A 25,651-nucleotide genomic window follows, 5' to 3' on the forward strand; every position below is an offset into this window, starting at 1 on the left:
CCTGTGCCAAAACTAACTGTTATATTGGGCGGAGAAGTCATTTGCAGACATAACGGCATGGTTCATGTTGCTGTTACGTTTGATGGGTCATTATCGAGCATTTTTGTTGTGAGTGAAGCGGATTATGAAAGGGTGTTCCCGAATGGCTAAATTAGAGATTAAATTGACGGAAGAAGCGCGGAAAAGGAAAGAAGAGAATCCCCTGTCAAGTGTCGGGCTGAAATTTTCCGATTATGATGTTTTAATAGACGGCCACGAGCCAACGCATTTGACCGACTTAAAGCTTTCTATGAGAGTAGGAGAGCTTAATGAAGCTACAGTCACATTTGTAGTTGACGAAATTGACGTTGACGCCGATTTTTTAGCGGCTCTCGAAGCGAAGATCGAAGCCGACAAGGTAGCGGCGGCATCACCCGAAGAAACGACAGAAGACACGACAGACGCAGATCATTCGGACGAGGGGAGCGAATAACATGCCGAAGTACATTAAAAAGCCTGTTGAGGTTGAGGCGTTTATATTTGCCGTAGATGATACACCTGAGTGGTTTTTAGAAAAAACAAAAAATAGTTATTGTGAATTTCACTATGACTCGAATGGCGTCAGATGCATCCTCCCAACGTCGGAAGGTTCAGTAATGATTATCCGTGCAGGAGATTTTGTCATAAAGGGCGTCGAGGGCGAAATCTACCCGTGTGAATCGAGTATTTTTGAAAAGACATATGATCGTGTAGACCCCTTGAAAAAAGCCCGCAAAATGGCGGAGCTGTCCGGAATGCTTACGAAAAACGGCTTTGATTTCACCGAGAAAAAAAGCGAAATTGACAATAACGAAATGGCGCGCGGTAAATTAGAATCGTTAAAACGTGCCTTTGAAGAGGGGAGGATAAAGTCGTCATCGGTTACGAATTTCCCGATCAAAGACAACTACGGACAATGGCAATACGGGGAAGCAGAATATACCTTCCGTGTTGAGCCTTCGGCAATAGCTAAAGAATTTGTCAGGGAAGTGCTGTCTGAAAAGCCTGTGACGATGTCCCTTGACGGCGAGGAAGTAGGGAAAGCGTGTTTCAAAGAAGTTTCAAAGGTAATGAAGCGGCAGAATATGAGGTCGAAATAATGTCCGAAATACTTTGTATGTTGGGCTTTCACAATTTTAGAAACTACAAGCACCTTTTTCACCCATTCAGAGCAGAGGGAACACGCTCACGATGCGGAAAGAAAGATGTTTATTTGTAAATTAGAACCACAGTCGCCATGTAGCGGCTTTTTATTTTGTCCTGAGCATGACGTTAAAAGGCTTTTTTATTATGCACTCATAACAGGCGCGCACTGTAGAGGGCAAAGGAGGAAATCAAAATGAATTTAGAAGAAGTCAAACAGTTTCTTGATGCAAATAAAGAGAACGAAGATGTAAAGGCTTATCTGGAAGAACTTTCTGCCGTGTCAGCCGACAAGGTGAAAGGTTTTCTGGAAACAGATGAGGGGCAAAAGTTGATCCGTCCTAAATTGGATCAGCACTTCACCAAAAGCCTTGAAACATGGAAAGCCAACAATCTTGATGAACTTGTTGATGCCAAGGTGAAAGAGCTGTATCCGGAAGAAACCGAGGAACAAAAGCGCATCCGGAAACTCGAGCAAGAGCTTGAGAAGCAGCAAAGAGAAGCCAAGCGCGAAAAGCTCATGAACACGGCGATTTCTTACGCATCTGAAAAGGGGCTGCCAACTGATCTTGTTGCTTACTTCCTTGGGGATGACGAAGAAACGACAAAAAGCAATCTTGGCACCCTTGAAGAAAAATTCAGTGCTTTTGTTAACAAAGCAGTCGAAGACAAATTCAGAGCAAACGGCAGGGATGTGGAGCCGGGCGGCGGCGGTTCTGGCTCCGGTGAAAATTTAAACATTGGTTCGCTTGCAGAACAAGCAAGCATCCGAAAATAAGGAGGAAAAAAGATTATGAGTTTTGATCCGAATAACGTATTGATGCAAGATGCAGTCAAAGGAAAAGTACCATCTGATCAAGGAACATTAGTATTAAAAGACTTTATGACACAATCAGCAGTCACAAAACTAGCAAAATATGAAGAAATGGATAAAACCGAGAAGACATTCACTTATCTTGCGTCTGGCCCCGGGGCTTACTGGGTTGGCGAAGGTGAGAGAATCAAAACTTCTAAGGCTACATGGTTAGAAGCGAAAATGACCTCTAAAAAACTCGGGGTCATTGTCCCAGTCACAAAAGAGTTTTTGAATTACTCCGTGAAAGACTTCTTTACTCAAATGCGGCCAGCAATCGCGGAAGCATTCGCTATTAAATTTGACCAAGCAGCACTTTTTGGCATTGATTCACCATTCGGAAAAGGCACTTCTGTATTCGAAAGAGCAGAAGCAGCAGGAAACACTGTTGTTTTGAACTCTCTAGGCAACCTTTACGATGAGTTAAACGCAGTCATGGCACTCACTGAGGACAATGACAAAGACGTGAACGGCTTTACTACTACACGTCGTTTCAAACAAAAACTACGCGGCACTAAGGACGGCAACGGGCTGCCTATTTTTAATGATGCAAGAGGCGGCGCGACATCAGAGGCATTAGGTTTGCCGATTGGCTATGTCGATTCTAAGTCTTGGGATTATACAAAAGCACATCTATTGGCTGCCGATTGGGATTTTACCCGTTACGGAATTCCTCAAGGTATGGAATACCATATTTCGCAAGATGCAACTTTAACAACGGTTGTCGATGAAAATAACAATCCTATCAACTTGTTTGAGCGTGATATGTTTGCTCTCCGAGTGACTCAACAAGTCGGATTTATGACACTTTCTGACGAAGCATTCGCAGCTCTTACTCCGGAAGCAGAAGCGGGGGCGTAATAGATGAGTTTCACATCGAAAAACTACAGAACAAGCGGCGGCGATAAGTGGGTTATCGGTGGAGAACTAGAAGTCAAAGCGGGCGCGAAGGTATCCGGCATGCCCGCAGGCACCCCGGGGCCGGACAGTATCACTTCCGAAATGATCGGAGAAGGACAGGTCAGAAACCGAAATATCGGTGATGGGTCTGTAAATAGCCGTAATATCGGGAATGGCAGCGTTCAAAATAATCACATTCAAGCTAAGGCGGTCACGCTGGACAAAATGGGCGATGATGTAACGGCCAAATTTACAGATATCGAAAACCGCCTCAAAGCACTGGAAGGCTCAGGAGGTTCTTAATTTGAAAATCACAGACGGTTCTATAGTTTTGAGCGTGTCAGATAAGGCGTATAGGGTTGTCTATGCGCCTTTTGGCTTTGAAAGGGTAGAAGAGTCCGAAGAAGTTGCTCAGGAGACTGACGCGCCATTTGATCTTTTTGAAATGAGCAAAGAGCAACTGACCAAAGTAAACAAAAGCGACATCATAACCTTTTTGGAGCAACAGGAATTTGAATTTGATCCAAACGCCAAAAAGGACGAACTGATCAAAGTCGTTTTGGGTGAAGAATAGGGGGACATCTGAAATGGACGTCCAGACTATCAAAACAATGCTTGGGATAACTACAGATAGGCACGATGCCTATTTGAAAGAGGTTATCCCTCTTTTTATTGATTTCGCAAAGGATTACTGCAATAACAGGTTTCTTGTTGACGGCGCGGAAAATCTGCCGGCGGGCGTAAAGCTGTTTGTCGCAAAGGCGATCGAGTTTAATATGGCGCCATCGAATTTGAGTGCCCGCAGCATGGGGGATGTTTCTTACTCCTATGAAACGGAGCTGCCGGAATCCGTCTTGAGGCATCTGAAACCTTACAGAAGGCTGAGGGTTGTCTGATGATGTACGAAGAGTTTCCGCACACAATCACATTCCAAAAGTTCGAACAGATACCCAATGGCGGAGGCGGCTTTAAAAAAGATTGGGTGGACGCGATTACCGACTGCGAGGCATTTGTCGATTCGCTGACCGGAAAAGAATACTATCAAGCCCAGCAGCTTGAGAACCCGGTCGAATACAACGTCTATTTTCCCTATCGGGAAGACGTTAAAAACGACATGCGGATCATTTGGAAAGACCGAAATGACAGGGTTTTGGTCATTCAGTCCCCGCCTATCGATCAAGGCGGCCAAGGTGAAATCTTGTGCTTTAAATGCCGTTCAGGGGAGAACATTCGCTGATGAACAGGATTACAAGGCAGATGACGAGGGCTGTTAATTCGTTCAGTGACCGGGTGCATGATCGAGTGAAGCGGATCATTGCTGAAACTGCGGAAATTATTGCTGGTCAAGCGGTGGCCGCGGCGCCAGTAGATGACGGAAACCTTAAAAATTCGATAGAGGTCAATTACTCTCATGGTGGTTTCAAGGCGAAAATCACCGTCGGGGCTTCTTATGCCGTTTACGTTGAATTTGGCACGGGCATATACGCCGAAGATGGAACGGGCCGCAAAACGCCTTGGGTGTACTTTGACGAGAAATTAGGGCGATATGTGTTCACACGCGGAATGCGCGCGCAACCGTTCTTTTTCCCTGCTGTGGAAGCGGGCGCCCGTTATTTCGAAAGGAAGATGAACCGGCGATGATTATTCAAAATAAACTAGCTTCCTGGAACCTTCAAAAAGCGATATACAACAGGTTATCGACGGATGCGGCGCTTAATGAAGTGATAAAGGGCGTTTTTGACAATCCGAATAAAGACACACCTTTCCCGTATGTGTCCATCGGGGAAGACACGTCAACGCCATTCGAAACCAAAGTGACATTTGGCGAAAACATCACAACTGTTATACATGCGTGGAGCCGGGCAGAGGACGGCAGGCGCGAGGCAAAGGAAATCCTTTCTCTCGTCATGCAGGCCCTGACAAAAGAACCTTTAGAGGTGGAGGGGTTCAAACCCCTTCAACTCAGTTTTTTGCAATCACAAGTGATCACGGATATTGACGGGATCACACAACACGGAATTTTGAGAATCCGAATTTATATCAATAATTAAGGGGGCTATCAAATGGCGGTATCAGGTAAACCGACTACCGGTAAAAGTATCATTTATATTGTACAAGCTGCAAATGCGCCACTTGGATCAGATGCGTTAATCGTAGGGAACCAGACAGAAGGAACATGGACAAGGGAACAAGAAACGGTTGACGAGCAAACAAAACTAGGCCGTATCGTTGGATACGGGGCGAAAAGTGAGACATTCGAACTTTCTTTATACGCACAACGAAAAGATGGCGGACAAGAAGCCTTAGAATGGACTTATGATAATGAATCCGAGTTGAAAGTTTGGCGTGTAGACACCAGCCAAAAGAACGACAACGGAAAATATGATTGCCGTTTCGGCTGGACGATTATCGAAAACATTGAGTTTAGTGAGCCGACAGACGGATTCGTCGAAGCAAGTACATCATTGCCGGTTCTTGTTCGTACAGTGCCGGGAGAAATTGAATTGCCAGACGACTTTATCCAATCAGCTAATGAAATTCTATTCGAAAAACCGGGCGAGACTACAGGCGGATTCGAGAAAAGAAAGCAGCCCACTTCTACTCCCTGAGGCGCCCCAAAATCTACAGTATACAGCTACAACTAATAGCGTGACCGTGGATTGGAAGGCTGTAGATGGGGCGACTTCATACAAGGTATACAGGGGATCGGAAAAAGTATTCTACAAAGAAGTGACAGAACCAAAATGCACGCTCACAGACATTACGCCGGATACTAAGCTCACAGTGAATGTGACGGCCGTTAACGAGGTGGGAGAATCGCCTATGAGTCAGATAGAAACACGTACAGAGCCAGAAACAAGTGGCTCATAAAAAAAACGATTCAAAATAAAGATACAGGGCATCCTTCCGGGTGCCCTTTTTTATAGGAGGAATATGACATGCCAACATTAGAAATCGAAGGAAAACAATATGAAGCACGCTGTGATTTCAAATTCGAAAGGACAGCGGAAGAAAAATATAACGAAAAAGACGAGAGCGGAAACAAACAAGGCGGCTTACGAAATGTATATCTCGGCCTACTTGAGCAACGCAGTTCACTTTACTTAATCCGGTTCTGGGATTGTGCACTTTCTCACTTGAAAGATAAAAAGCCATCTGTTGAAAAAATCGAAGAAGCGCTCGCGAAAGTTATTGAGGATGAAGGCGCAAAAGGTGCCGAAAGACTTTACAAAGAAGCGTTTCAGGCGGTGGATCAATCCGGTTTTTTCGCAGTTCAAGTAAAGAGAATCTGGCAAGACTTCGACGTTCTCAAGAAGGAGATCAAACAGAGAGTCGGGGAGACGGAAGCGGAATTCCTGAAACGGAAGCAGGAGCGCGAGGACGCCAAGGAAATGATGGCGGAACTCGAAAAACTAAGGAAAGAGATGAACAAGTAAACTATGACGCAGTTATTTTGAATGCTGCTCGTTATCTTAATATACATGATCCGGAGCTTATACTTTCGTGGACACCACACGAGTATAAGCTCTTTTTAAAAGGCGCGCAATATCGGCAGATCGATGAAATGGAATTGTTGACGAAGAACGCCCTATTCCATCGATACGCTTTGAATAAAAAAGGGCGTGTGACCCCTAAAAAGATGTTTGACGCTGACAAAGCCCGGAAGATGGTGGCCAACGAGGAAGACGGCTGGCGCAATGCGCGGAGCCTTGGCGTTAACCCTAATGCCCTAAAACGCGCGACAGATGCCCTTAAAACGATCACCCTTCCGGATTTCAATAAGAAAGGGGGTTAAGGCTATGATCGAACGCCTCACAGCGATTGTCGATGCGGAAATAGGCAAATTTAAGCGCAAAATGGGCGAAGTTAAGGCGTTAGCCCGAAGCATCCCGAATAGAATCAGCGTAACTGTTAAAGAAAATTTTAAAGAGGCCGAGCGGCGGCTGGGCGTTTTCGAAAACAGGATGGCGCGGCTTAGCAGGGTGATAAACGACTTTCAGACTGTGTTTGGAAACGCCTTTAGCGGCATGAAAATGTCGATATTCCCGGCTCTTGTGCCGGCGATAGCGTCATTAACGGCGGCTTTGGGGTCATTAGGGCCGGTCATCGGCGTGGCTTCCGGCGGCCTTATGGGGCTAGCGAGTTCATTCGGGACAGCGGCGGCAGGTGCCGGAGCGTTTGGAGCTTTAGCCATTTCCAATATTAGCGGGGTTTTCAAAGCGTCTTCCGACCTGGCGAAGCTCCAGCAAAAGCTGGACGAAACAACAGACCTGAAAGAGCGTGCCAAGATCATGGAGAAGATCAAGGCGATTCAGGAAAGTCTTGGCGCAGAAGAACGGAAGGCGCTCGACACCTTGGAGGACTTCAAAGCAAACTGGCGCGAGATAGCTCAAGAAACGCAAAAACCGATCTTGAAGACATTCACAAACTCTTTGAATAGCTTCAAATCCGTTCTTAACACACTGCGGCCGATGTTTAAATCTGTCGCGGCGGCTGGCCTTGAACTATCCGAGAGCTTCCAAAAGTCTTTGAATGCTCCCGATGTACAGAAGTTTTTCGATTATATGAATAAAAACGCAGGCCCGCAATTCGCCACGACAGTAAAAACGATGGGGAACTACTTGCGCGGCTTTTTGAATTTGCTGGTTGCTTTTGGACCATTGGGGCAACAAATGTCACAAAGTATGTTGAAATCGTCCGAAGCATTCGCGAAATGGACGGCAAGTCTCTCAGGCTCAGATAAATTTAAGTCGTTTATCCAATACGTTCAGCAAAACGGCCCTAAGCTGCTGACGATCCTTAAAAACATCGGATCGGGATTAATCGGAATGTTTACAGCGTTCGCGCCGATGAGTGCGGACATGCTGACCGGTCTTGTAAATCTTACAGCGCGCTTTAAAGAATGGGGAAACAGCCTGAGCGAATCGAAAGGCTTCCAAGAATTTATCAATTACGTGCGACAAAACACACCGACAGTGCTGTCACTGATCGGGCAACTAAGGGACTTGATTGTTAACTTAGGTGTCGGCATGGCTCCGTTGGGTTCGCAAATCCTGCAAATGGTCACAGGGTTCTTGAAATTCACTAATTCGATGATGGAAACAAACCCTATTATCGGTCAAATGATCGGTTATCTCATTACATTCGGCGGCCTGTTCAGAGCGTTAACGCCTTTAACTGTCGCTTTTTCAGCAGCTTTTAAATGGAAAGATGCAATAAGCACGGTGAAAAAATTAGGGACGGCGATAAAGTGGATTGGCTCAGTCATTGGGATGGTCGGAAAAGCATTTTTGACCAATCCTATTTTAATGGTTGTGGCAGCCATTGCGGCAGCGGCTTATCTGATCATCACGAACTGGAAACCGATATCCGAGTTCTTTGTGAATTTGTGGGAAGGAATCAAAACAAACGCGATAGCGGCGTGGAATTCAATATCTGAGTTCTTTTCCGGCCTTTGGTCTGGAATAGTCGAACTTGCGTCAACAGCATGGGGCAGCCTGACGTCGTTCTTCTCAAGATTATGGTCAGGAATCACCACGACAGCACAAGCAGCATGGACTGGATTCATGAATTTAGTAAAGCCAATTTGGGACGGAATTGTCGCGGTTTTCGGCCCGACTTTTAACGTCATAGTCACAACGTTGTCAAACATCTGGAACACGGTATCTAGCACGGTATCGTCCGTGTGGAATACGATCAAAACAACGCTGATCGGCGTCGTCACGAGCATTGTGGACGGTGTGAAAAATCATTTTTCGATTTTGTCCCAAACTCTTTCCGGCATCTGGAACGGAATTACTAGCATCGCAAAAGGCGCATGGCAAGTCTTAAAAAATGCGATCCTCGGCCCGGTTCTGCTTGTCATCGACCTTGTGCAAGGCGATTTTAAAGGATTCGCAAACCATTTAAAGCAAATCTGGACAAACATCAGCAACGGGGCAAAGCAAATCTGGAACGGGATCAAAACGGTTGTGTCATCACTCGTTAAAGGTTTAGTCAACGCTGTTAAAAATTATTGGAATACAGCCAAGACTGTAACGACAACAATCTTTAACGGGATCAAAAGCGTCCTTAGCTCAATCTGGAACGGTATAAAAAATACCGTGGTGAATCTCGCCAAAGGGCTGTGGAACGCAGTCAAAACCACTTGGAACACGTTCAAGACTGTAACGACAACCATTTTTAATGCAGTCAAAACCGTCCTGACAACCGTCTGGAATGCGGCGAAGTCAGTCGTCATAAATGCGGCAAAAAACATCTGGTCGAGCGTCAGGAATAACTTCAACAACATGAAGAATGTTGTTACAACCGTCATGAAGAATGTCAAAACCACGATCCAAAACCTTTGGAATAACGCCGTTAAATTCTTGAAGGGGATCGATCTGAAACAGATCGGAAAGAACATCATTCAAGGATTGATTAACGGTATCGGAAGTATGGCAAATGCCGTCTGGCGGAAAGTCGGCGACATCGCGGACGGGGTTAAGAAGAAAATCACCGGATTACTCAACATTCACTCGCCATCACGATGGATGCGCGATCATGTCGGAAAAATGATTCCGGCTGGTGTGGCTGTTGGTATCGATAAAGCGGGCGGCCTTGTAGAAAAAGCTACTCAGAAACTGGCGCAGCTCACCATGTTTACGCCAGATCAAACGACATTCGCCTATGACACAGCCCTCAGCAGTGGCACATTAAACGATGTCCGCGGTCAGATCGAGGCAGAGGTCAGTGATTTCGAAATTTCAGACCGTCCGATCATTATTGAAATGGACGGCCGAGAAGTCGGTCGGGGCACGTACAAATACGTGAAAGAGTTCCAGAGCCGTGAAGACGGAAGGAGGACGACCATAAACCGATGATCGATTACAAAAAGATACTGACAACGGCAATAGATGACGCATTCGGCCAAACGATTCAAGAAGTAGACTATTGGATCAAATTCAACGGTTACACCCTGACGGATCACTTTTTCGTGATCAACGACAGGGGGCGCGGCATTGTTGGCAGGGAACTGAATTTAGTTTCCTTGCCGGGTGTCGATGGCGCTAAATTAAAGGGCGTAAGATACACGGAACGCACTATCGAGATTGACACCTTATTTATAGCGGCCAACGATGCGGAATTACGAAAGATATTAGAAGAAATAAATTATATCCTTGCGACAGACAAGGAAGAAGCGTTGATCTTTTCAGATGAGCCAGACCGAACATATTACGCCGTATTCAGTACAGCGCAAGAGAGTGAAGGGCAAAACGGCGTCTATAAAGTGACACTGACATTTGTATGCCCGAACCCCGAAAAGGAAGCGGCTGAAACGGTTGTCACAACTGAAACAAATAGCCCTACAGTGGTAAAAAACGATGGGAAAAGGGCGGTTACACCGACTATTACATGCGTTTTCGAGTCGGACGCATCTACCTATGAAATTCAGTTGTTGAAAGAAGACGAAACAATCGAAAAGCGGATAAAAGTAAATTTCAACTTCATTAAAGGGGACACCCTTGTAATTGATTTTGAAAAGAGAAAAGTGATCATCAACGGCAAAGTAAACATGAATGCGCTGCTTATGCTCTCAAGATGGTTTAATATCCCGGTCGGAGAAATCACCGTGAACACAACACACAAAAGCAGTATTTCATTTAACAAGGCGTATATGTAAGGGGGTGCGTTTATGGCCGATATGTGGATTTTGGACGACAAGGACAAAAAACAAACAATCATATCAAGCGAAGCAAAAGAAGCATGTCGTTTCTATGATGCGCCATTTCGAGAAGAACTGAATGTCGGTTCTTCTTTTTCTTTTGTCGCGGACGCAGATCACGAGGATAGCGTTCATATAAAACCGGAGAATCAGGTCGTTTTCGAGGACAGGAGAGGAAGAAAACGCAATTTCGTTATAAAAGAGCTGGAAGACGCCGACGACGGCGCGAATGCCCGCATTAGGGCCTATTGTGAGCCGGCACTGTCAGAGCTATACGATGAGTTTGTGACCGACATCAGGCCGCAAAATAGAACAGCCCAGTACGTTCTTGACCGTATTCTTGAGGGTACAAGGTGGCGCGCGAATGTTCCGGTCGATCTTGGCTTGCATTCAACGAATTTTTATCGCATCAGTGTCATGGAAGCCATCAACCAGATATTGCAGATATGGGGCGGCGAGTATTATGACGAAGTTGTTTTCGATGAAAATGACAATATCGTTGATCGAGTGATCCATATTCTGCCCCGACGCGGCCAAGATACCGGGAAGCGTGCGGAAATCGATAAAGACATTCAGGAAATCACCAGAACGGTACTGAGTTACCCGGTAACAGCCCTGTACGGTTACGGCGCAAGCCTTGAAACCGAAGGCGGCGGCAACACCCGTTATATTGATTTCTCGGATGTCGAATGGGTCAAAGCGAACGGCGACCCGGTAGACAAACCAAAAGGGCAAGAATGGGTCGGCGATCCTGACCTTTTGGAGAAGTTCGGCCGAATAATGTATGACGGTCAGACGAAGCGGCACCGGTTCCAGAAATGGCAAGACGACAGCATCGAAGACCCGGCCGAATTGCTTAGAAAAACATATGAAGCGCTTATCAATCATGAAATGGTGCAAGTCAATTATTCTCTAAAGCTGGAACTGCTTGAATACATTTCGGGTTATGAGCATGAGGCGGTTGATCTTGGCGATACAATGATCGCAATTGACGACAATTTTCGACACCCTATCGAGGTTCAAACTAGAGTCATTGCAATAGAATACGATCTATCTGATCCCGTGAATACGGCACAGGTAGAAATGGGGCAATTTTTAGACCTGTATTCAACCGAAAAGCGGATCAAAGAGCTTGAAACGACAATTGACACGAATCGCGGCAAATGGGACAACGGCGGCGACCCGATAATCGGCGACGGGAGCTTTCCTGATAAAGTGCCGCCTGTTCCGTCAAATATTAAAGTCGAATCCTTATTCCAAGGGGTTTCGATCACATGGGACTATAATCCAAGTTCATATATAGCGGCATATCAGATTTTCGCATCGCCGAATAAAGGATTTACGCCTTTGGATGAAAATTTGATTTTCAGCGGTAAATTAAGCGGATACGAGCATACGCCGGGCGTTGATCAAGTTTGGTATTATCGAATGCGAACGATCAATACACACGGCACGCCAAGCCCATTTACGCAAGAGTTCACAGGCGTTACCAGAAGGATTTTGACTGATGACATCGTTTTCGGGGCGGTTACGGCCGAAAAACTTGCCAATCTATCAGTCACGGCCGAAAAACTTTCACAGAAATTCGATGAATCCAACATTTTGCCGGGTTCAGTATTGCGTCCGGGTGAATTAGGTAACGTCAACGGTGCATCATGGAGCGTGAAAGAAGGGGAATTCAACGAAGTAACTGTCACTAGAAAAGCGGACGATACGCGGGCCGGGTTTGGTTTTAGTGCTTTCTATAGATCAACCCTGAGGCTGACTAAGGGTGAAAAATATACATTATCATTCGAGGTTAAAAGGAATAACACTCTTAATATCAATTTTATTTATTTAAAAGATGACAGTGGACAATATCAATTGGATGCACCCGATTTTAACGACATTAGCTCTTTCCCTTCCGATGAATTTGTAAGGGTTGACTATGTTTTTCAGTCACCGATCACAACCGAAACAGCCCGGCTGTGGTTAGGAGGTAATAAAGTCGGAGACGAAAACCCTTCCGTCACCTATAGAAAAATTCAAATTCGAAAAGGCGATGTAAGAAAAGAATTCGCCTTCAGTCCATACGACGTGATGCTGACTGAACAAGCAGTTTCATCGGCCTTAATTGCGAAAGCGGCCATCCAATCGGCCCACATCCAAGAGGCGGCCATTACGACGGCGGCCATCGCAAACGGAGCCATTACACGAGCAAAGCTGGGAACGGCTATCATTGGAACGGCTCAGATCGAAGACGGGGCCATCACAAACGCGAAAATCGCCAACCTTTCAGCCGACAAGATCAACGCCGGGACGATCAAGGGGATTACAATTGAAGGTTCATTGATTCGGGGGGCTAGAATCGAGCCGTTATCGTCATCCAGTGCTTACGAATCTTACATTGAAGCAAACAAGATTTACCAGCTTAGAAAAACTAGATATGGTGGTTATCAAGATCGATATGAAGAACTCGATATATCCTCCGGTAGTATCATTCAAGATTATGGCAATAGGCTTGATGATGATTCGCACGAATCTTTGAACAAAGTTGAGATTTCAAAAGGGAAAGTTGCTCTTTCAAGCGGGAAAACATTTTCTACTGGCACTACATCCAGAATGGAAATATTCTCTCAACTTGGGACTAGCGATAACGGACTGTACGGCGGCAATTTTATCACTATGTATAGAAATGACGAAAAAGTTTTCGAACTTCGACAGGATAGTTGGACAGACCCTGACACTAATGTAATCATGCCGCAAATGTCAATCAGAGCGGAGAAAGTGGATTTCGTTTCATTCTTTGAAGACGTTTCCGTTTATAGTGAAAAGAGTATATACCATTCTGCAGAAAGAAGTGTCGCCTTATTTTCCAAAGATGGTCCGGTAACTGTCTACGCAAAGGACGGCATGAAACTTAATAGGGGAAGCAACGGCGAATATACAACATCGATAACTGCTGATGATGCTTTAAAGATCGCATCTAAAGGAACAATCACGCTGGAAGATACAGAATTTAACGGCGCAAGTTTATATCTTGGAACAGACAGCAGAGGCCCGCGTATTTGGTCGTATTCAATTAATAAAAGAACAACCACAGCGGCGGCAAACCTCCATATGGACCAGTACGGAACCTTTCATAAGGTGACATCATCCCAAAAATACAAAATTAACATAGAGGAATTTCCGAACGATAGAGTGGAAAATATTTTAAAACTAAATCCTAAAACATGGTTTGATAAAAAAGCTGTGGAAGCATATGCAGAAATTTTAGAGAGCGGACAAGAAGATGACGAAAACAAGCCATATTTCGAGCGAATCCCGGGATTAATTGCCGAAGAGGTATTCGAAGCCGGTCTAAAAGAATTTGTTTTTTTCGGAAAGCCGGACGAAAACGGAAACCGTGAAATTGAAGGAATTATGTATGATCGGCTGTTCGCTTTACTCATCCCTATTGTCAGAGACCTGAAAACCCGGATCGAAAATATAGAAAGCACGTTAAATTAAGGAGGAAAACACTTTGAATGACACTAAAATGACATACGAAGAACTGGAAGAACAACTCAACAGGCAAGCTTTAAAAGCGGCGGCGTATAGAGAAGAATTAAGCCAAGCGCATGATAGATTGGCAGAAAGTCGAAGCCTATATATGAATGAATTACAGAAACGGCAGAACCTAGAGCAGGAAAATGAAAAGCTCAAAAAAGAGCTGCAAGAAGAGCGGATCGGCAATTTGCAGGCGGAAGATGAAGTGATAGAAATGAATCAAGTCGAAGCAAATAAAGAATATCACGAAAAAGGAGCAGAAGCGGCGAAATAAGCGGCTTTTTTATTTTGCCTCAAAGAGGTGAAAATGATGTGAGAACGGGAGGATTAAGGGGCATGGCGCAAACAAACGAATTGGACGTCTTCAAGCATGAGATTACCGAGCTGAAAGCCGATCATAAAACGCTTGAACAGCGAGTCATCACGTTGGAAAGGGCGTCTGATCGGCATGACCAACAGATTATGTCGATCAATGATAAGCTCAACAAGATTGAGGAAAACACAACTTGGATCAAGCGCAGCATAACAGGCGCGATCATCACAGCGGTGTGTACACTGGTGATCTCCGGGATTGCGGCGCTTTTCATTAATTTTATTCAAAAATAAGGAGGAAGACACAATATGACAACATTCGACAAAGGCACGGTCGTCCGGACGGTGCTTCTTTTTATTGCATTGGTAAACCAGACATTGATCATGTTCGGAAAAGCAGCTTTGCCTATCAGCGAGGACCAGGTGAATACGTTGGCCGACGCTTTGTATTTGGCCGGTTCCACGGCATTCACCATCATTACGTCTGTGGTCGCTTGGTTCAAAAATAACTATGTCACTGGCAAAGGAAAGCAGCAAAAAGAAGTTCTAAAACAAAAAGGGTTAACGAAATGAGGTTGCCGGCTGGCAGCCTTTTAATAATTTAAAGGAGGATTTTAATAATGGGAATCAAAGGAATCGACGTATCACACTGGCAAGGTAATATCAATTGGAAGAAAGTTGCGGGGGACGGTATTAAATTCGCTTTTATCAAAGCAACAGAAGGGACAACATTACAGGACAATAAATTTGTAACGAATATTTCAGGTGCTAACGCTGTGGGGATTAAAACGGGAGCCTACCACTTTGCAAGATTCGGTTCCAAGTCAGAAGCATTGGCAGAGGCCAGGTTCTTTTTGTCAGTTGCAAATAAGGTCCATCTCACGTATCCGCTTGTGCTTGATCTTGAAGTTAATCAGCGGAATGTCAGTAAATCAGTTTTGACAGATGCAGCAGTGGCCTTTTTACGGGAAGTTGAAAAAGCTGGTTACTTCGCCATGATATACAGCGGTAAGTCTTTCCTTGAGAATTGCCTTGACGAATCCAAGCTGAAGCCATTTGCATTATGGGTTGCTCGTTATAACAACACACTTGGCCGTCATGCAGATATCTGGCAGTATTCTGATTGTGGAAGGGTCGCCGGTATTTCTGGGAATGTTGATATGAATATTTGTTATCGTGACGGGTTACGGGCTCAGGTAGCCGTGACAACTGAAAAAGCTGCTACTGTAAAACCTGTTTCAAACAAAAAGCCAGTTAAAACGGAGACAGTTTACACAGTCAAAAAAGGGGACACGCTTTCGGAAATCGCACAGAAAAACAACACGACCGTTAAAGCTCTCCAAAATTTGAATAACATTAAAGATGCGAATAAGATTTACGTTGGCCAGAAATTAAAGATTAGCGGCAGTCCTTCAACAGCATCGAATAAAAAGCAATATTACACCATTAAATCCGGTGACACTTTGTCTGGGATCTCGAAAAGGTTTAATACATCCATTAAGACGCTGCAAGCTTGGAATGGTATCAAGAATGCCAACAAGATTTACGCTGGTCAGAAAATTCGTGTTAGATAACGAAATGGGATTACAACATAAAACTAAAGCAGGCATTCGGCCTGCTTTTTTGATTAATTTTATTTCTGAAAAGATCTGTTTTCTGTATCAACTTATTGGAGTTATGCCAAGCATACTATTTCAATTGCCATGACCGTATTCTTCTTCTGAAGCTAATGCATCTCCTTTAGTAACATGAACAGTACCAAATGGATGGTTAGGAGGAGCATATATGGAGTATAGTTTTAGCGGGATTCTACCTGTATTGGTTAGATTGTGCCATGTTCCAGCGGGTATTATGATTGCAGAATCATCATAGACATTTCTTTTGAAATTTAAATGGTCTTTATTCTTGCCCATTTGAACGATTCCCTGACCTTGTTCAACACGTAAGAATTGATCAACGTTAGGGTGCATTTCCAAACCAATATCTTCTCCAACATTGAGACTCATTAAGGTGACTTGCAAATGAGTTCCTGTCCATAAAGCGGTACGGTACGTATTATTTTGCTTCGTAGCTTCATTGATATTAACCACAAACGCTTCTGGTCCATAATCCTTTAACAAAATGCTGTTACTACCTTTGGATGAGCGAACAGAACTTAATTTGTTTGCATGCTCTACTTCACTAGGAACAGTCCGGTGAACTGACTGTCTTCTACAGTTGTACATTGGCACATTAACATAATAAGGATAAGAATATTGATATGGATACATATGAGGAACATAATACATTTTTTTCTCAATCCCTTCAAAGCTTTATATGAATTAATCCTATGCATTATGCTCAGGGAATGTACTTAGATACCAATTTTTGTTCAAAGTCAATGGTGTTTGCCTATGCACTTTTAAAATTGATATGTTCTTTTTGCAAGATCAATTCATAAAGTTTAATTTCTCTCAAGACCTCTTCGGAAAGCCTCTAAATGATTTAGTGATGCGTTGCGTAATTGAGTAAAAACTGTTCTTGCATCTGCTGGAAGATCAAAAGTTAGAAACTTGTTATACATGGCGATATTATCAATTTCTCCTTGTACCCCAGAAGCATATGCATCCTTAAGGGTTACTGGTGTAGTGACATATAATTGAGAGGTGTCTTTAGGTATCTGTACTTGGTATCGTTCAAAAAGAGAAAGTAATGCATTGATATGCCGTAATTCGGCTTCTTTAATTTGGACAAAGGTTCGAATATCCCCGAAGTTTCTTAGAATTTCATTGTATCTTGCTTGAGCTAAGTACTCATCCTGAATGGCAAAGGTAAGCATTTGAGGTAAGGTGAGCCTACCGGAATTTAACGCTCCTTTTGCCCCATAATTAACTTGACGTGTTTGTTGTGTAGACGATGTATTTAAAAAAAATAAGAACCATACAGCATGATTTTGTTCATCAGCTGCTGCACGCTGAAAAACCTTTTTAATTGACTGATTTTGTATTCGGTCTGCTAAATCTAAATAAAAATCGACTGTCTCCTGCTCATCTTTAAAAGCAGACTCTAGACTTGTTCTATACTTTTTAGGGCATTCTTCTATGATTATGGGGATTGGCTTTTTGCCTGTCAGGTTAGTGAAAATTCTGCTAAACTCTTCAAAATGTCGTTGCTCATCTTGTCTAATTTCAAGTATTTGTTTTCTTATATCTTCTGTGGGGGCATTTTCGGCTATTTGCTTATAGCAGAGAATGGCGCTATGCTCTCCGTTAATTGCCTTGTGAATGTCATTAATTAGTTTTCTGTCGGGAGGCATACGAAAATCATCACTATTCCTTATATAAGGATTATAAACAGGATAAGGGTACACCAATTTCACCGTCCTATTTGCGGTATTTAGTAATGTAGCATATGCCTAATACAACAATGAGTGCATGTATATGTGTCTAACCATTATTTCAGTATATATAAGATCTCTTTTGTCTATGATGTTTTTAGACGATACAATAAGTTGGTGAAATCTATGAGTGAACATATTGAAGTAATCCTTCGATCGATTCTTGCCTTTGGTATTTTATTGGTAGGATCAAGATTGTTGGGAAAACAAACAATTTCACAAATGAATATCTTTGATTTTATTGCATCAATTACATTAGGCGCTATTACTGCAAATCTGGCTTTTAATACCTCTCTTAAAATTCATCACATGGTACTGGCTTTTTTTATATTTGTTTTTGTGATCTTAGCCACTGCGTATATATCCCTTTGGAGTCAAAAAGGCCGCAAATTTTTTGCCGGTGATCCAACTGTTGTGATTCAAAATGGAAAAGTTCTTGAACACAACATGCGAAAAATGCGTTATACAATTGATTATTTGAATCAACAACTTAGAGAAAAGAATGTATTCAAAATCGAAGAAGTACTCTATGCCATTGTTGAAACAAATGGGACCTTAACAGTATTAAAAAAACCACAATTCCGAAATGTGACAAAAAAGGATTTGTGGGTTGCCACTACGCCAGAAGGAAAACTCCCGATTGAATTAATCATGGATGGGAAAATGAAGAATGAAAACTTGAAAGATAATCAACTCACTCAGGCATGGTTACAATCTGAGATGAAAAAGCGTGGTCTATCCACAGATGAAGTTTTTTATGCAGTATTATCACCTGATGGAAATATCTATATAGATACATATGAAGATCATATACATTCTTCTTTTGATAAAGAATAAATGATTTCAGCATTCTGTAAATACATTTTGAATGTATTAGTGACTACATGTTTTAGTGGAAAACTGTTGGCGGATTGTTGTCTAACCCTACCAACAATCATCATTTTCATTCAGAAGTCATCAGATGTACCATTCAATAGCGCTTTTTTGACCACATATTTAAGCGTGATCACCAAAATCACCACAAATTTTTCAAAACACGTTAAAAAAGTATGAAAATAAGAAGAGATGACGTTAATAAAAAATCTTATGTGGTTTAAAAATTGAAAGGAAACGAATGTCCACGAAATGCTATTTTAAACGGGTGATGTAGGCAAGAATCATTAATCATGGTTTGTGAATCGTGAGACATTCTTTGTCTCGGGCTTTTTTCTTCTTATCTCTAGGCTTATGCTTTGCTGAAAATCTTATGGCCGCTTCATTTCTATTCCAACAACATCTTCAAATTTAATGGAATTAATGTCTCCTTTTGAATCCACAACATGCATTTATAGGCCGAAGACGCGGGCGAAGTTGAATGACCTCTTAAATTGATTTTTGACCACTTTTTGACCTTCTTTGTAGTATCTTTTCTGATTGCCTGAGATTTTATCACCGGATAAACCAAGAAATAAATCTGGTTGAGATTATGACGAATTCCGGGTGATTTAAAGGGTATGAAACGGAGGGAATGATTCGTTTTTTTAACGGTTTTTGTATTTAAAATGAGCGTTAAGCTGGCCTTCGAGCATTTTCTTTCTGAGCTGCTGGTCGTTTTTTAGCCTTTGTTCTTTTTTGCGCATATCTTTGAGGATTTCTGCGGTCTGAACACCGTCTTCCCGCTTGTTTGCGATTTCCATCAGCCGTTCGACGTCAGCAAAGGAATATTTGCGCGTGCCTCTTGTAGAGCGCTGCGGATAGATCAGCTTGCGTTCTTCGTAATAGCGGATCTGCCTGACCGACAGACCCGTCAGCTCGCTGACAATGCCAATTGAAATCACTTTTTTATCTTTATAAGAAAGATCTTCGACTGTCATTTTCCCACCCCTAAGATGACTTTTTTTGTATTATATAAGAAAACGCGCGAAAAAACCTGACATCTGTCAGAAAATCTAACATTGTTGAAAAAATTTTTAAAAAATCACGGAAGAAAAGTTTACAGGAACCATGCAAGGGGTAAAAGTGTTTTGTATGCTGTAGGTACAGACTTTTGAGGGGGGAATCGTTGGATGAAGGAACACAAAGCAGTCTTACTCGCCAAAGAAATCGTTGCCTTAGACAATAAGAGAGACGAATTGCTCGAGACATTGATGAACCTTGCCGGCAAGGATGCGTTTCCGCTGCTGAGGGCGGTGCAGAACGGCTTTTATCAAAAGTCCTCTTAAATTCCGGAAGGGGAGTAAAAGCGAACTTTACACGGCCTTAAAGCTTGGTTAATAAATAAGGTCTATTCTTATAGTATACAATACGCGAAAATGAAAGGAGAAGATCATGAGCAGATTGTTAAAAAACGCTTTGGAAAAGGAAAGAAACCATTACTTGAAAAAACTGATCTCACTCGGTGAGCATAATCGGGAAGTTTTGCAGAGGATGACGATTACGGAGCTCAGAAATGAATATTTTTATTTTTTCCGGAAAAATAAAGCCCGTGTTCAAAATCGGCCATTTTGAAAAAACGGGCTTCTTTTTAATATCTAAAAAAAATAAGCAGGAGTTTTCTTTCGGATAACGAAAATATATACATATAGAATATGGGAAAAGCATGACCCTTTCTTTTTCTACATTTGTAAGGGTTTTCATTTCCCGGGTTCATTTTAAGAAAATAGTATAAGAGGTAGATGATATGAGACTTTCGTTTAATGAGGAAGAAGTTCACCGTGCTATGTCGCTGTACAAGGTTTTTGCCAGGGCTTTTAAAAGCGTTTCAGAACATAGTATTCGGGACAGCAAGGAACACGGCTTTAATCCTACAGAATTTGCTGTATTGGAGCTTTTGTATACGAGGGGAGCCCAAAAGCTGCAGCAAATCGGCTCGAGGCTGCTCCTTGTAAGCGGGAACGTAACCTATGTGATCGACAAACTGGAAAAAAACGGTTTCATCAAACGAGAGCAGGACCCGAAAGATAAACGGTCTGTCTATGCGAATTTGACGGAGAAGGGAAAGGCATATCTCGATGAGATTTATCCGATCCACTCCCTGAGAATTGCGAGGGCTTTTTCAGGCTTGACAAAGGAGGAACAGGAGCAGCTGATGGTCCTTCTGAAAAAAGCCGGAATCCACAGCCAGCACCTATTGTTTCGCTGAAAAAGTCAGTTTTCCGAACGGTTGTTTTCTTTTAAGTGATCGAGAATAGCTTTGATCTGTTTGTCCTGGGGCTGTCTGAAGAAGCTTTCGAAAGGGCATCCGAGTTCCTTTGTGCGTTTGACGACAGCCTCCATCGTAAAATTTAAGGGTGACAAGTCTGAATGGACTTCATCCCAAAACAGCGGTGCGGCCACTGTGCCAAGCTCATTGCCTCTTGTGGAATACGGGCAGATGATCGTTTTTCCCGGGGCATGCTGCACATAGTCAATATAGAGCTTTCCGCCCCTGTTTTTGATCAGGCGTTCGGTTGTGAACAGATCGGGAAAAAGCGAGACGCAATAAGAAGCCGCAAAGCTTGTGAAAAGGCGGGTTTCTTCATAAGTAAAGGCGTTTTTTGAAATCGGAATATAGATTTGTATCCCTTTATTTCCCGACAGCTTTGGAAAAGATAAGAGGCCGAGCTGATCAAATAAACGGTGCAGCTCTTTCGCGGCTCTGACGGCCAGCGGAAACTCCGACTTTGAAGGCGGATCAAGATCGAAAACGATTTCGGTCGGATGGGCCGTATCCACCGTTTGAAAAGGGATATGGAACTCCAACGCAAGCTGATTGGCAAGCCACAGCAGAACCGAATAATCGCTGCAGATGATATGCTCGTGCTCGTCATCCCGAATGGACGTGATAAATTCGGGTGCGTAGTCGGGCTTGTTTTTTTGAAAAAAAGACTCTCCGCCGGAACCGTGCGGATAACGGATAACGGTAAGCGCCCGATTGTCGAGAAACGGAAGCAGAAAATCGCCGATTTCATTAAGGTATCCGATGTAATCCGCTTTTGTTTTATCGCTTTTAGGAAAGATGACTTTATCAAGGCTTGTCAGCTGCAAATCGGGATGGACGTTTCTTGAATGAAGCAGCAGGCGGTTGTAAGTGCAATTTTCCCATGCCATGTCAAATTCAAATGAAACAAACGACACCTCGCGCAATGTCCCGTAATGAATCGTTAAGTAATGGACCGTCATGCAAATCGACGGATCAATGGTATATTCACCGGGTTTTGTTTCGGTTCCGTATTGCTTGACGATCGAAAGAATGGCGTTTCTTTCCTGTTCTCCGAGTCCGTGGGAAACCGAACCGACTTCCTTGATTTGGCCGCGGTCATAGACGGCGATTGTCAAATAACGGTTTGCCATGTTGTAGCCTGTCATAAATACAGCAGCTTTTTTGTAGTTTTTGAGTTTGAGCCATTCGGCCGTTTTTTTATTTTCAGCCCAGCGGCTGTCTTTTTTCTTCGCGACAATTCCCTCGCCGTCAAACCTTTTAACAGCCTTCCAAAGGTCGTGGAAATCAGAAGTGTCAGGGATGTATTGAATTCGAGCGTGAGCCATCGGATCGGGAGCCATCGGCAGGCCGAGCTCTTTCATCAGGTCGAAAAGCATGCGTTTTCGTTCGGTATAGGGGAGCGAGGTTAAACTTTCTCCGTTAAAAACCAGTAAATCAAAAGCCAAGTACTGGCACGGTTTCTTTGCGGCTGCTTGTGCAATCAACTCGGCCTTTTTGCTCAAACCCCTTTTTTGGACATATTCAAATCGGGAACGAAAACGGTTTGTCAACGACACAATTTCCCCGTCAATCGTGATCGGCAAGTGTTCTTTGAGAGTTTCGATCATGCTTTTTGCAAATTCCGAAATTTCCGGAAATGTGTTTTCGAGCGGCTGTGAGTTTCTGCTGATGAGCGAAACTTCGCCGGTCGCAGCAATCTTTAAAAGACCCCGATACCCGTCATATTTGACTTCATACCGCCAATTGCCGCCTGAGGGAGCTGATGTAGTCAATACAGGCTGCATCGTAATTCCCATTTTTTATTTTGCCTCTGAAGCTTTTTTGCGCGACGTTTTTTTCTTTTTCTCAGCTGTTCCTTTTGCTGCAGGCGCTTTCGCCGCTTCCCGGTCAGGCCCTTTTGTCCGTTCGATGCTGGCTTGGAGAGCGCTCACGAGATCGATTACATCCTCGCGCGGAGCGGCGGCCCCGGCATTTGGCGTGACACCTTCATTATGGTCGATTTTCTCTTTGATTTTATCCATCAGCGCGATTCTGTACGTATCTTCATATTGTTCAGGCGCAAATGTCGTTGTCAGCTCGTCTATTAATGAAATCGCGGTTTGCAGCTCTTTTTCGTTGACTGCGGTTTCTTCCGGAACACCGGGTACGTGGGCTGCGTTTCGGACCTCATCAGGGTAGTGGATGGACTCCATTAAAATGCAGTTTTCGTAGACGCGAAGAATGGCGAGCTGTTTTTTTGAGCGGATGGTCATATGGGCGATCCCGATCTTTTCTGTTTTTCTGAGCGCTTCGCGCAAAAGTGAGTACGCTTTTACACCGTTATCTCCCGGTCCGACGAAATATGAACGGTTGAAATAGATGGGATCGATTTCCTTTAGCTGCACAAAATCAACAATTTCGACGGCCTTGTCTTCCTGCTCTTCTTTGAGCTGCTTCAGCTCATCGTCCGATAAGACGACGTATTTGCCTTTAACATATTCGTAGCCCTTGACGATGTCGTCGGGCGCGATTTCCTGATGGCAGTTTGTGCACTTTTTTTCATACTGAATCGGGGCGCGGCATTCTTTATGAAGCGACCTTAATTTAATATCCTTATCCTCTGTCGCTGCAAACAGTTTAATGGGGATATTGACAAGGCCAAAGCTGATAGAGCCTTTCCACATCGTATGCATCGGTTCGGTTCAACTCCTTTTCTTTTATTGATGCCTCTCTGCAGATTGTTTCATGAATAGCAACTTATGGATGACAGAGGAAAAAAGCATCCGGGCTGAAGCCCGGATGCTTGCGGCGGTACAAGTTTGGAGCCGTTCTTCTTGAAGGAAGCCTTAGTTCAGCTCGATTTCCTTCTGGAAAGACGGTCTGTTCTTTCTGGCGAGGGAAGACGAGAAGTACCGATATCTGCTTACGCTCTTGTGCTTTGCGGCGTACATAGCCATGTCGGCTTTTCTCATCAGCTCATCGCCGTCTGTTCCATCGTCCGGAGAAACGGCGATTCCGATGCTGACGGATGTTTTGAGGCGATGCTCTTTAATGCGAAAAGGCGTTTCAAACTGACTGATCAATTGCCTGGTCAGCTGATCGATCCCTTGTAAAGGAGCGACAATGATAAATTCATCGCCGCCCAGCCGGGCGATAAAGCCTTCATTGGGCACACAGTGCGCCAAACGCTGTGCAGCAGCCACCAGCAGCAGGTCCCCGACGTCGTGGCCTAGGGCGTCATTAAACACTTTGAAACGGTTTAAATCCAAAAACAACACGGCCGTCCCTGTCTCCTGCCGCTTTAGAACATTTGCCAGACGGTCGACTGCATACCTTCTGTTTGGCAAATCCGTCAACGCGTCATAGTGGGCCATTCTATGGATTTTGCGTTCTGCTTCACGCTGGTTTGTCATATCTTTGCATATGACATAAATGCTGTCAAGCTGCTTTCTGACATACACCGGTATCAGCGTCACATTTAAATCAAAGCGCTTTTCAGCTATCGCGATTGCCGTATCGCGGTTGATGGCCTGTTTTTCATTTTGGACTTGAAGGAACCAGCCGAGCAGCCTGTCATGATCCTCCTGCCGAAAAACGGAAGACAGGCGCTCGGGTTCAATTCCCATTTTTTCAAGAAGGCTGTATCCCGATGAATTGGCGGAAAGCAGCTTGCCTTCAAGCGAAAAAACATAGATCGGATCAATGTTGTGGTTGATCAAGGACTGGAACCGCTCCTCGTTATCTTTGACTTTTTCGATATGAAGCAGCAGGCGTTTGTCATTGAAGGCGCCGAAAATCAAGAAGCATTGAAGCATCAGGCTGACAAGCACGATCATAATGCCCAGTTCAACGGTATCGATTCCTTCATAGCCTGTGTCAACGCTGTCAGCCATGAAAAGCGTAGCTGCTGACATTCCTGTATAGTGCATGCCGGAAATCGCTCCGCCCATTAAAAGCGCGCTTCCGATTTTAATGAACAATATCCGAAAAGAACCGGTTTTTTTGGCGAATACAACTGACAGTTTTAAGGCAGCGAAGGAGGCAAAAATGGCGATTGCAAAAGAGGCGGCATAAAGAACGGGATGATAGACGATTGTCATATTTTCCATTGCTTCCATCCCGATAAAATGCATGGAGGCAATTGCGCATCCCATTGCAAGGGACCCGGCCGCCAGTCTTCCATTCGTCGGTTTTTTTTCATTCACCACATAAAATGAGATGAGCGAGCCTGCGAAAGCGGCAACAATCGACAACAAGACGAATTTCAAATCGTATTTCATTTCTTCTGCTGTCTGAAATGACACCATCCCGATAAAGTGCATAGACCAGATGCCAAGCCCCATCGTGAGGGAACCGGCCAAAAGCCATCCGATATTTTTCCTGCCTTTTGTATGTACGACCCGTTCAGATAAATCAAGGGCTGTATAAGCTGCCAAAACTGCAGTGAAATAGGATAATAGGACGAGCCATCCATTATATTCACCAAGAACTTCTGTCACTTTTTTCTCCGCCTTTTTGTACTTATGATGAAAAGTCTAAATAACTATACTGTATTGTGAAAGGCTAGACTGCCGTACTCTTAACCGTTGACATAAAAAAGCGGCAATAGCGCTAATTCCGGTATAATTCGTGAATTATACTATATATAATGAAATT

At 43.8% G+C, this 25,651-nt stretch carries 32 protein-coding genes; 26 read left to right on the forward strand and 6 right to left on the reverse strand.

Going from position 1 to position 25,651, the window contains the following annotated elements:
- The first annotated feature begins 3 nt into the window (after positions 1-3).
- The 22 genes from TRNA_RS43855 to TRNA_RS28890 all read left to right on the forward strand — a co-directional run bounded on the left by TRNA_RS43855 (position 4) and on the right by TRNA_RS28890 (position 16,033).
- Entirely contained in the window at positions 4-150 is a 147-nt protein-coding gene (locus TRNA_RS43855; RefSeq protein ID WP_011197869.1) for a hypothetical protein, read from the forward strand.
- Positions 143-472 (forward strand): hypothetical protein, encoded by a 330-nt coding sequence (locus TRNA_RS28795; RefSeq protein WP_009328643.1) that lies wholly within the window; start codon positions 143-145, stop codon positions 470-472. Before TRNA_RS43855 ends, TRNA_RS28795 begins: the two co-directional genes overlap by 8 nt.
- A gap of 1 nt (position 473) precedes the next feature.
- The gene (locus tag TRNA_RS28800) at positions 474-1,118 is read left to right on the forward strand and encodes a hypothetical protein (protein WP_011197870.1); all 645 of its coding nucleotides are present in this window, start codon (positions 474-476) and stop codon (positions 1,116-1,118) included.
- A 239-nt stretch (positions 1,119-1,357) separates the two neighbouring features.
- Positions 1,358-1,939: a DUF4355 domain-containing protein gene (locus TRNA_RS28805; RefSeq protein WP_011197871.1), complete on the forward strand. Its 582-nt coding sequence runs from the start codon at positions 1,358-1,360 to the stop codon at positions 1,937-1,939.
- A gap of 15 nt (positions 1,940-1,954) precedes the next feature.
- A complete protein-coding gene (locus tag TRNA_RS28810) occupies positions 1,955-2,875 on the forward strand; it encodes a phage major capsid protein (RefSeq protein ID WP_011197872.1) in 921 nt (306 codons plus the stop codon).
- A gap of 3 nt (positions 2,876-2,878) precedes the next feature.
- A complete protein-coding gene (locus TRNA_RS28815; RefSeq protein ID WP_003179319.1) occupies positions 2,879-3,217 on the forward strand; it encodes a hypothetical protein in 339 nt (112 codons plus the stop codon).
- A gap of 1 nt (position 3,218) precedes the next feature.
- Positions 3,219-3,488, forward strand: coding sequence for a hypothetical protein (locus TRNA_RS28820; protein WP_011197873.1), 270 nt, complete (start codon positions 3,219-3,221; stop codon positions 3,486-3,488).
- Positions 3,489-3,501: 13 nt separating this feature from the next.
- On the forward strand, positions 3,502-3,810 hold the full coding sequence (locus TRNA_RS28825; RefSeq protein ID WP_003179325.1) for a phage head-tail connector protein: 309 nt from the start codon (positions 3,502-3,504) through the stop codon (positions 3,808-3,810).
- Entirely contained in the window at positions 3,810-4,151 is a 342-nt protein-coding gene (locus tag TRNA_RS28830; protein ID WP_011197874.1) for a phage head closure protein, read from the forward strand. The genes TRNA_RS28825 and TRNA_RS28830 overlap by 1 nt, the downstream gene beginning before the upstream one ends.
- Positions 4,151-4,555: an HK97-gp10 family putative phage morphogenesis protein gene (locus tag TRNA_RS28835; RefSeq protein ID WP_011197875.1), complete on the forward strand. Its 405-nt coding sequence runs from the start codon at positions 4,151-4,153 to the stop codon at positions 4,553-4,555. Before TRNA_RS28830 ends, TRNA_RS28835 begins: the two co-directional genes overlap by 1 nt.
- On the forward strand, positions 4,552-4,965 hold the full coding sequence (locus tag TRNA_RS28840; protein ID WP_009328634.1) for a DUF3168 domain-containing protein: 414 nt from the start codon (positions 4,552-4,554) through the stop codon (positions 4,963-4,965). Before TRNA_RS28835 ends, TRNA_RS28840 begins: the two co-directional genes overlap by 4 nt.
- A 12-nt stretch (positions 4,966-4,977) precedes the next feature.
- Positions 4,978-5,523 (forward strand): phage major tail protein, TP901-1 family, encoded by a 546-nt coding sequence (locus tag TRNA_RS28845; protein ID WP_011197876.1) that lies wholly within the window; start codon positions 4,978-4,980, stop codon positions 5,521-5,523.
- Entirely contained in the window at positions 5,447-5,785 is a 339-nt protein-coding gene (locus TRNA_RS43200; RefSeq protein WP_016885816.1) for a fibronectin type III domain-containing protein, read from the forward strand. Before TRNA_RS28845 ends, TRNA_RS43200 begins: the two co-directional genes overlap by 77 nt.
- 68 nt (positions 5,786-5,853) lie before the next feature.
- On the forward strand, positions 5,854-6,351 hold the full coding sequence (locus tag TRNA_RS28850) for a tail assembly chaperone (protein WP_011197878.1): 498 nt from the start codon (positions 5,854-5,856) through the stop codon (positions 6,349-6,351).
- Positions 6,352-6,368: 17 nt separating this feature from the next.
- Positions 6,369-6,710 carry a hypothetical protein gene (locus tag TRNA_RS28855; RefSeq protein ID WP_011201631.1) on the forward strand — a complete coding sequence of 114 codons (342 nt, stop codon included), beginning with the start codon at positions 6,369-6,371 and terminating at the stop codon, positions 6,708-6,710.
- A 4-nt stretch (positions 6,711-6,714) separates the two neighbouring features.
- On the forward strand, positions 6,715-9,777 hold the full coding sequence (locus TRNA_RS28860; protein ID WP_011197880.1) for a phage tail protein: 3,063 nt from the start codon (positions 6,715-6,717) through the stop codon (positions 9,775-9,777).
- Positions 9,774-10,577: a distal tail protein Dit gene (locus TRNA_RS28865; RefSeq protein WP_011197881.1), complete on the forward strand. Its 804-nt coding sequence runs from the start codon at positions 9,774-9,776 to the stop codon at positions 10,575-10,577. The genes TRNA_RS28860 and TRNA_RS28865 overlap by 4 nt, the downstream gene beginning before the upstream one ends.
- 12 nt (positions 10,578-10,589) lie before the next feature.
- Positions 10,590-14,108 carry a phage tail spike protein gene (locus tag TRNA_RS28870; protein ID WP_011197882.1) on the forward strand — a complete coding sequence of 1,173 codons (3,519 nt, stop codon included), beginning with the start codon at positions 10,590-10,592 and terminating at the stop codon, positions 14,106-14,108.
- Between the two features lie 13 nt (positions 14,109-14,121).
- Positions 14,122-14,421 carry a hypothetical protein gene (locus TRNA_RS28875; RefSeq protein WP_011197883.1) on the forward strand — a complete coding sequence of 100 codons (300 nt, stop codon included), beginning with the start codon at positions 14,122-14,124 and terminating at the stop codon, positions 14,419-14,421.
- A gap of 62 nt (positions 14,422-14,483) precedes the next feature.
- Complete coding sequence (locus TRNA_RS28880; protein WP_009328626.1) at positions 14,484-14,753, forward strand: hemolysin XhlA family protein; 270 nt, start codon at positions 14,484-14,486, stop codon at positions 14,751-14,753.
- Positions 14,754-14,768: 15 nt separating this feature from the next.
- Positions 14,769-15,032: a phage holin gene (locus TRNA_RS28885; RefSeq protein WP_011197884.1), complete on the forward strand. Its 264-nt coding sequence runs from the start codon at positions 14,769-14,771 to the stop codon at positions 15,030-15,032.
- A gap of 47 nt (positions 15,033-15,079) precedes the next feature.
- Positions 15,080-16,033: a glycoside hydrolase family 25 protein gene (locus tag TRNA_RS28890; protein ID WP_003185317.1), complete on the forward strand. Its 954-nt coding sequence runs from the start codon at positions 15,080-15,082 to the stop codon at positions 16,031-16,033.
- Positions 16,034-16,153: 120 nt separating this feature from the next.
- Here the strand turns inward: TRNA_RS28890 and TRNA_RS28895 are convergent, their stop codons facing one another.
- Both TRNA_RS28895 and TRNA_RS28900 read right to left on the reverse strand, forming a co-directional pair.
- Entirely contained in the window at positions 16,154-16,747 is a 594-nt protein-coding gene (locus tag TRNA_RS28895; protein WP_003185315.1) for a cupin domain-containing protein, read from the reverse strand.
- Positions 16,748-16,902: 155 nt separating this feature from the next.
- Entirely contained in the window at positions 16,903-17,754 is an 852-nt protein-coding gene (locus TRNA_RS28900; protein ID WP_011201632.1) for a ferritin family protein, read from the reverse strand.
- 207 nt (positions 17,755-17,961) lie between these two features.
- Between TRNA_RS28900 and TRNA_RS28905 the strand changes: the two genes are divergently transcribed.
- A complete protein-coding gene (locus tag TRNA_RS28905; RefSeq protein WP_003185310.1) occupies positions 17,962-18,672 on the forward strand; it encodes a DUF421 domain-containing protein in 711 nt (236 codons plus the stop codon).
- 683 nt (positions 18,673-19,355) lie between these two features.
- Here TRNA_RS28905 and TRNA_RS28910 read toward each other — a convergent pair.
- Positions 19,356-19,688, reverse strand: coding sequence for a MerR family transcriptional regulator (locus TRNA_RS28910; RefSeq protein WP_003181020.1), 333 nt, complete (start codon positions 19,686-19,688; stop codon positions 19,356-19,358).
- 192 nt (positions 19,689-19,880) lie between these two features.
- On the opposite strand from TRNA_RS28910, the gene TRNA_RS43585 reads away from it, so the two are divergent.
- From TRNA_RS43585 to TRNA_RS28920, 3 genes are all read left to right on the forward strand, one after another.
- Positions 19,881-20,036, forward strand: a complete 156-nt coding sequence (locus tag TRNA_RS43585) for a hypothetical protein (RefSeq protein ID WP_003181024.1) — start codon at positions 19,881-19,883, stop codon at positions 20,034-20,036.
- 106 nt (positions 20,037-20,142) lie between these two features.
- A complete protein-coding gene (locus tag TRNA_RS28915; RefSeq protein WP_003181025.1) occupies positions 20,143-20,322 on the forward strand; it encodes a hypothetical protein in 180 nt (59 codons plus the stop codon).
- A gap of 172 nt (positions 20,323-20,494) precedes the next feature.
- Entirely contained in the window at positions 20,495-20,956 is a 462-nt protein-coding gene (locus tag TRNA_RS28920) for a MarR family winged helix-turn-helix transcriptional regulator (RefSeq protein ID WP_003181027.1), read from the forward strand.
- A 5-nt stretch (positions 20,957-20,961) separates the two neighbouring features.
- On the opposite strand, the gene TRNA_RS28925 is transcribed toward TRNA_RS28920, so the two are convergent.
- The 3 genes from TRNA_RS28925 to TRNA_RS28935 all read right to left on the reverse strand — a co-directional run bounded on the left by TRNA_RS28925 (position 20,962) and on the right by TRNA_RS28935 (position 25,494).
- Positions 20,962-22,812, reverse strand: a complete 1,851-nt coding sequence (locus tag TRNA_RS28925) for a DNA ligase D (protein WP_003181029.1) — start codon at positions 22,810-22,812, stop codon at positions 20,962-20,964.
- Between the two features lie 3 nt (positions 22,813-22,815).
- A complete protein-coding gene (locus tag TRNA_RS28930) occupies positions 22,816-23,688 on the reverse strand; it encodes a Ku protein (protein ID WP_003181033.1) in 873 nt (290 codons plus the stop codon).
- 153 nt (positions 23,689-23,841) lie between these two features.
- Positions 23,842-25,494, reverse strand: a complete 1,653-nt coding sequence (locus TRNA_RS28935; RefSeq protein ID WP_009328617.1) for a diguanylate cyclase domain-containing protein — start codon at positions 25,492-25,494, stop codon at positions 23,842-23,844.
- Positions 25,495-25,651 lie beyond the last annotated feature (157 nt).

It is taken from the genome of Bacillus licheniformis DSM 13 = ATCC 14580 (assembly GCF_000011645.1).
GTDB lineage: Bacteria > Bacillota > Bacilli > Bacillales > Bacillaceae > Bacillus > Bacillus licheniformis.

Excerpts from the sequence above, each read along its gene's own strand:
- TRNA_RS28795 (WP_009328643.1), top strand. The coding sequence starts at position 143 with ATGGCTAAATTAGAGATTAAATTGACGGAAGAAGCGCGGAAAAGGAAA.
- TRNA_RS28800 (WP_011197870.1), top strand. The coding sequence starts at position 474 with ATGCCGAAGTACATTAAAAAGCCTGTTGAGGTTGAGGCGTTTATATTT.
- TRNA_RS28805 (WP_011197871.1), top strand. The coding sequence starts at position 1,358 with ATGAATTTAGAAGAAGTCAAACAGTTTCTTGATGCAAATAAAGAGAAC.
- TRNA_RS28810 (WP_011197872.1), top strand. The coding sequence starts at position 1,955 with ATGAGTTTTGATCCGAATAACGTATTGATGCAAGATGCAGTCAAAGGA.
- TRNA_RS28815 (WP_003179319.1), top strand. The coding sequence starts at position 2,879 with ATGAGTTTCACATCGAAAAACTACAGAACAAGCGGCGGCGATAAGTGG.
- TRNA_RS28825 (WP_003179325.1), top strand. The coding sequence starts at position 3,502 with ATGGACGTCCAGACTATCAAAACAATGCTTGGGATAACTACAGATAGG.
- TRNA_RS28830 (WP_011197874.1), top strand. The coding sequence starts at position 3,810 with ATGATGTACGAAGAGTTTCCGCACACAATCACATTCCAAAAGTTCGAA.
- TRNA_RS28835 (WP_011197875.1), top strand. The coding sequence starts at position 4,151 with ATGAACAGGATTACAAGGCAGATGACGAGGGCTGTTAATTCGTTCAGT.
- TRNA_RS28840 (WP_009328634.1), top strand. The coding sequence starts at position 4,552 with ATGATTATTCAAAATAAACTAGCTTCCTGGAACCTTCAAAAAGCGATA.
- TRNA_RS28845 (WP_011197876.1), top strand. The coding sequence starts at position 4,978 with ATGGCGGTATCAGGTAAACCGACTACCGGTAAAAGTATCATTTATATT.
- TRNA_RS43200 (WP_016885816.1), top strand. The coding sequence starts at position 5,447 with ATGAAATTCTATTCGAAAAACCGGGCGAGACTACAGGCGGATTCGAGA.
- TRNA_RS28850 (WP_011197878.1), top strand. The coding sequence starts at position 5,854 with ATGCCAACATTAGAAATCGAAGGAAAACAATATGAAGCACGCTGTGAT.
- TRNA_RS28860 (WP_011197880.1), top strand. The coding sequence starts at position 6,715 with ATGATCGAACGCCTCACAGCGATTGTCGATGCGGAAATAGGCAAATTT.
- TRNA_RS28865 (WP_011197881.1), top strand. The coding sequence starts at position 9,774 with ATGATCGATTACAAAAAGATACTGACAACGGCAATAGATGACGCATTC.
- TRNA_RS28870 (WP_011197882.1), top strand. The coding sequence starts at position 10,590 with ATGGCCGATATGTGGATTTTGGACGACAAGGACAAAAAACAAACAATC.
- TRNA_RS28880 (WP_009328626.1), top strand. The coding sequence starts at position 14,484 with ATGGCGCAAACAAACGAATTGGACGTCTTCAAGCATGAGATTACCGAG.
- TRNA_RS28885 (WP_011197884.1), top strand. The coding sequence starts at position 14,769 with ATGACAACATTCGACAAAGGCACGGTCGTCCGGACGGTGCTTCTTTTT.
- TRNA_RS28890 (WP_003185317.1), top strand. The coding sequence starts at position 15,080 with ATGGGAATCAAAGGAATCGACGTATCACACTGGCAAGGTAATATCAAT.
- TRNA_RS28895 (WP_003185315.1), bottom strand. The coding sequence starts at position 16,747 with ATGTATTATGTTCCTCATATGTATCCATATCAATATTCTTATCCTTAT.
- TRNA_RS28900 (WP_011201632.1), bottom strand. The coding sequence starts at position 17,754 with ATGCCTCCCGACAGAAAACTAATTAATGACATTCACAAGGCAATTAAC.
- TRNA_RS28905 (WP_003185310.1), top strand. The coding sequence starts at position 17,962 with ATGAGTGAACATATTGAAGTAATCCTTCGATCGATTCTTGCCTTTGGT.
- TRNA_RS28910 (WP_003181020.1), bottom strand. The coding sequence starts at position 19,688 with ATGACAGTCGAAGATCTTTCTTATAAAGATAAAAAAGTGATTTCAATT.
- TRNA_RS43585 (WP_003181024.1), top strand. The coding sequence starts at position 19,881 with ATGAAGGAACACAAAGCAGTCTTACTCGCCAAAGAAATCGTTGCCTTA.
- TRNA_RS28915 (WP_003181025.1), top strand. The coding sequence starts at position 20,143 with ATGAGCAGATTGTTAAAAAACGCTTTGGAAAAGGAAAGAAACCATTAC.
- TRNA_RS28920 (WP_003181027.1), top strand. The coding sequence starts at position 20,495 with ATGAGACTTTCGTTTAATGAGGAAGAAGTTCACCGTGCTATGTCGCTG.
- TRNA_RS28925 (WP_003181029.1), bottom strand. The coding sequence starts at position 22,812 with ATGGGAATTACGATGCAGCCTGTATTGACTACATCAGCTCCCTCAGGC.
- TRNA_RS28930 (WP_003181033.1), bottom strand. The coding sequence starts at position 23,688 with ATGCATACGATGTGGAAAGGCTCTATCAGCTTTGGCCTTGTCAATATC.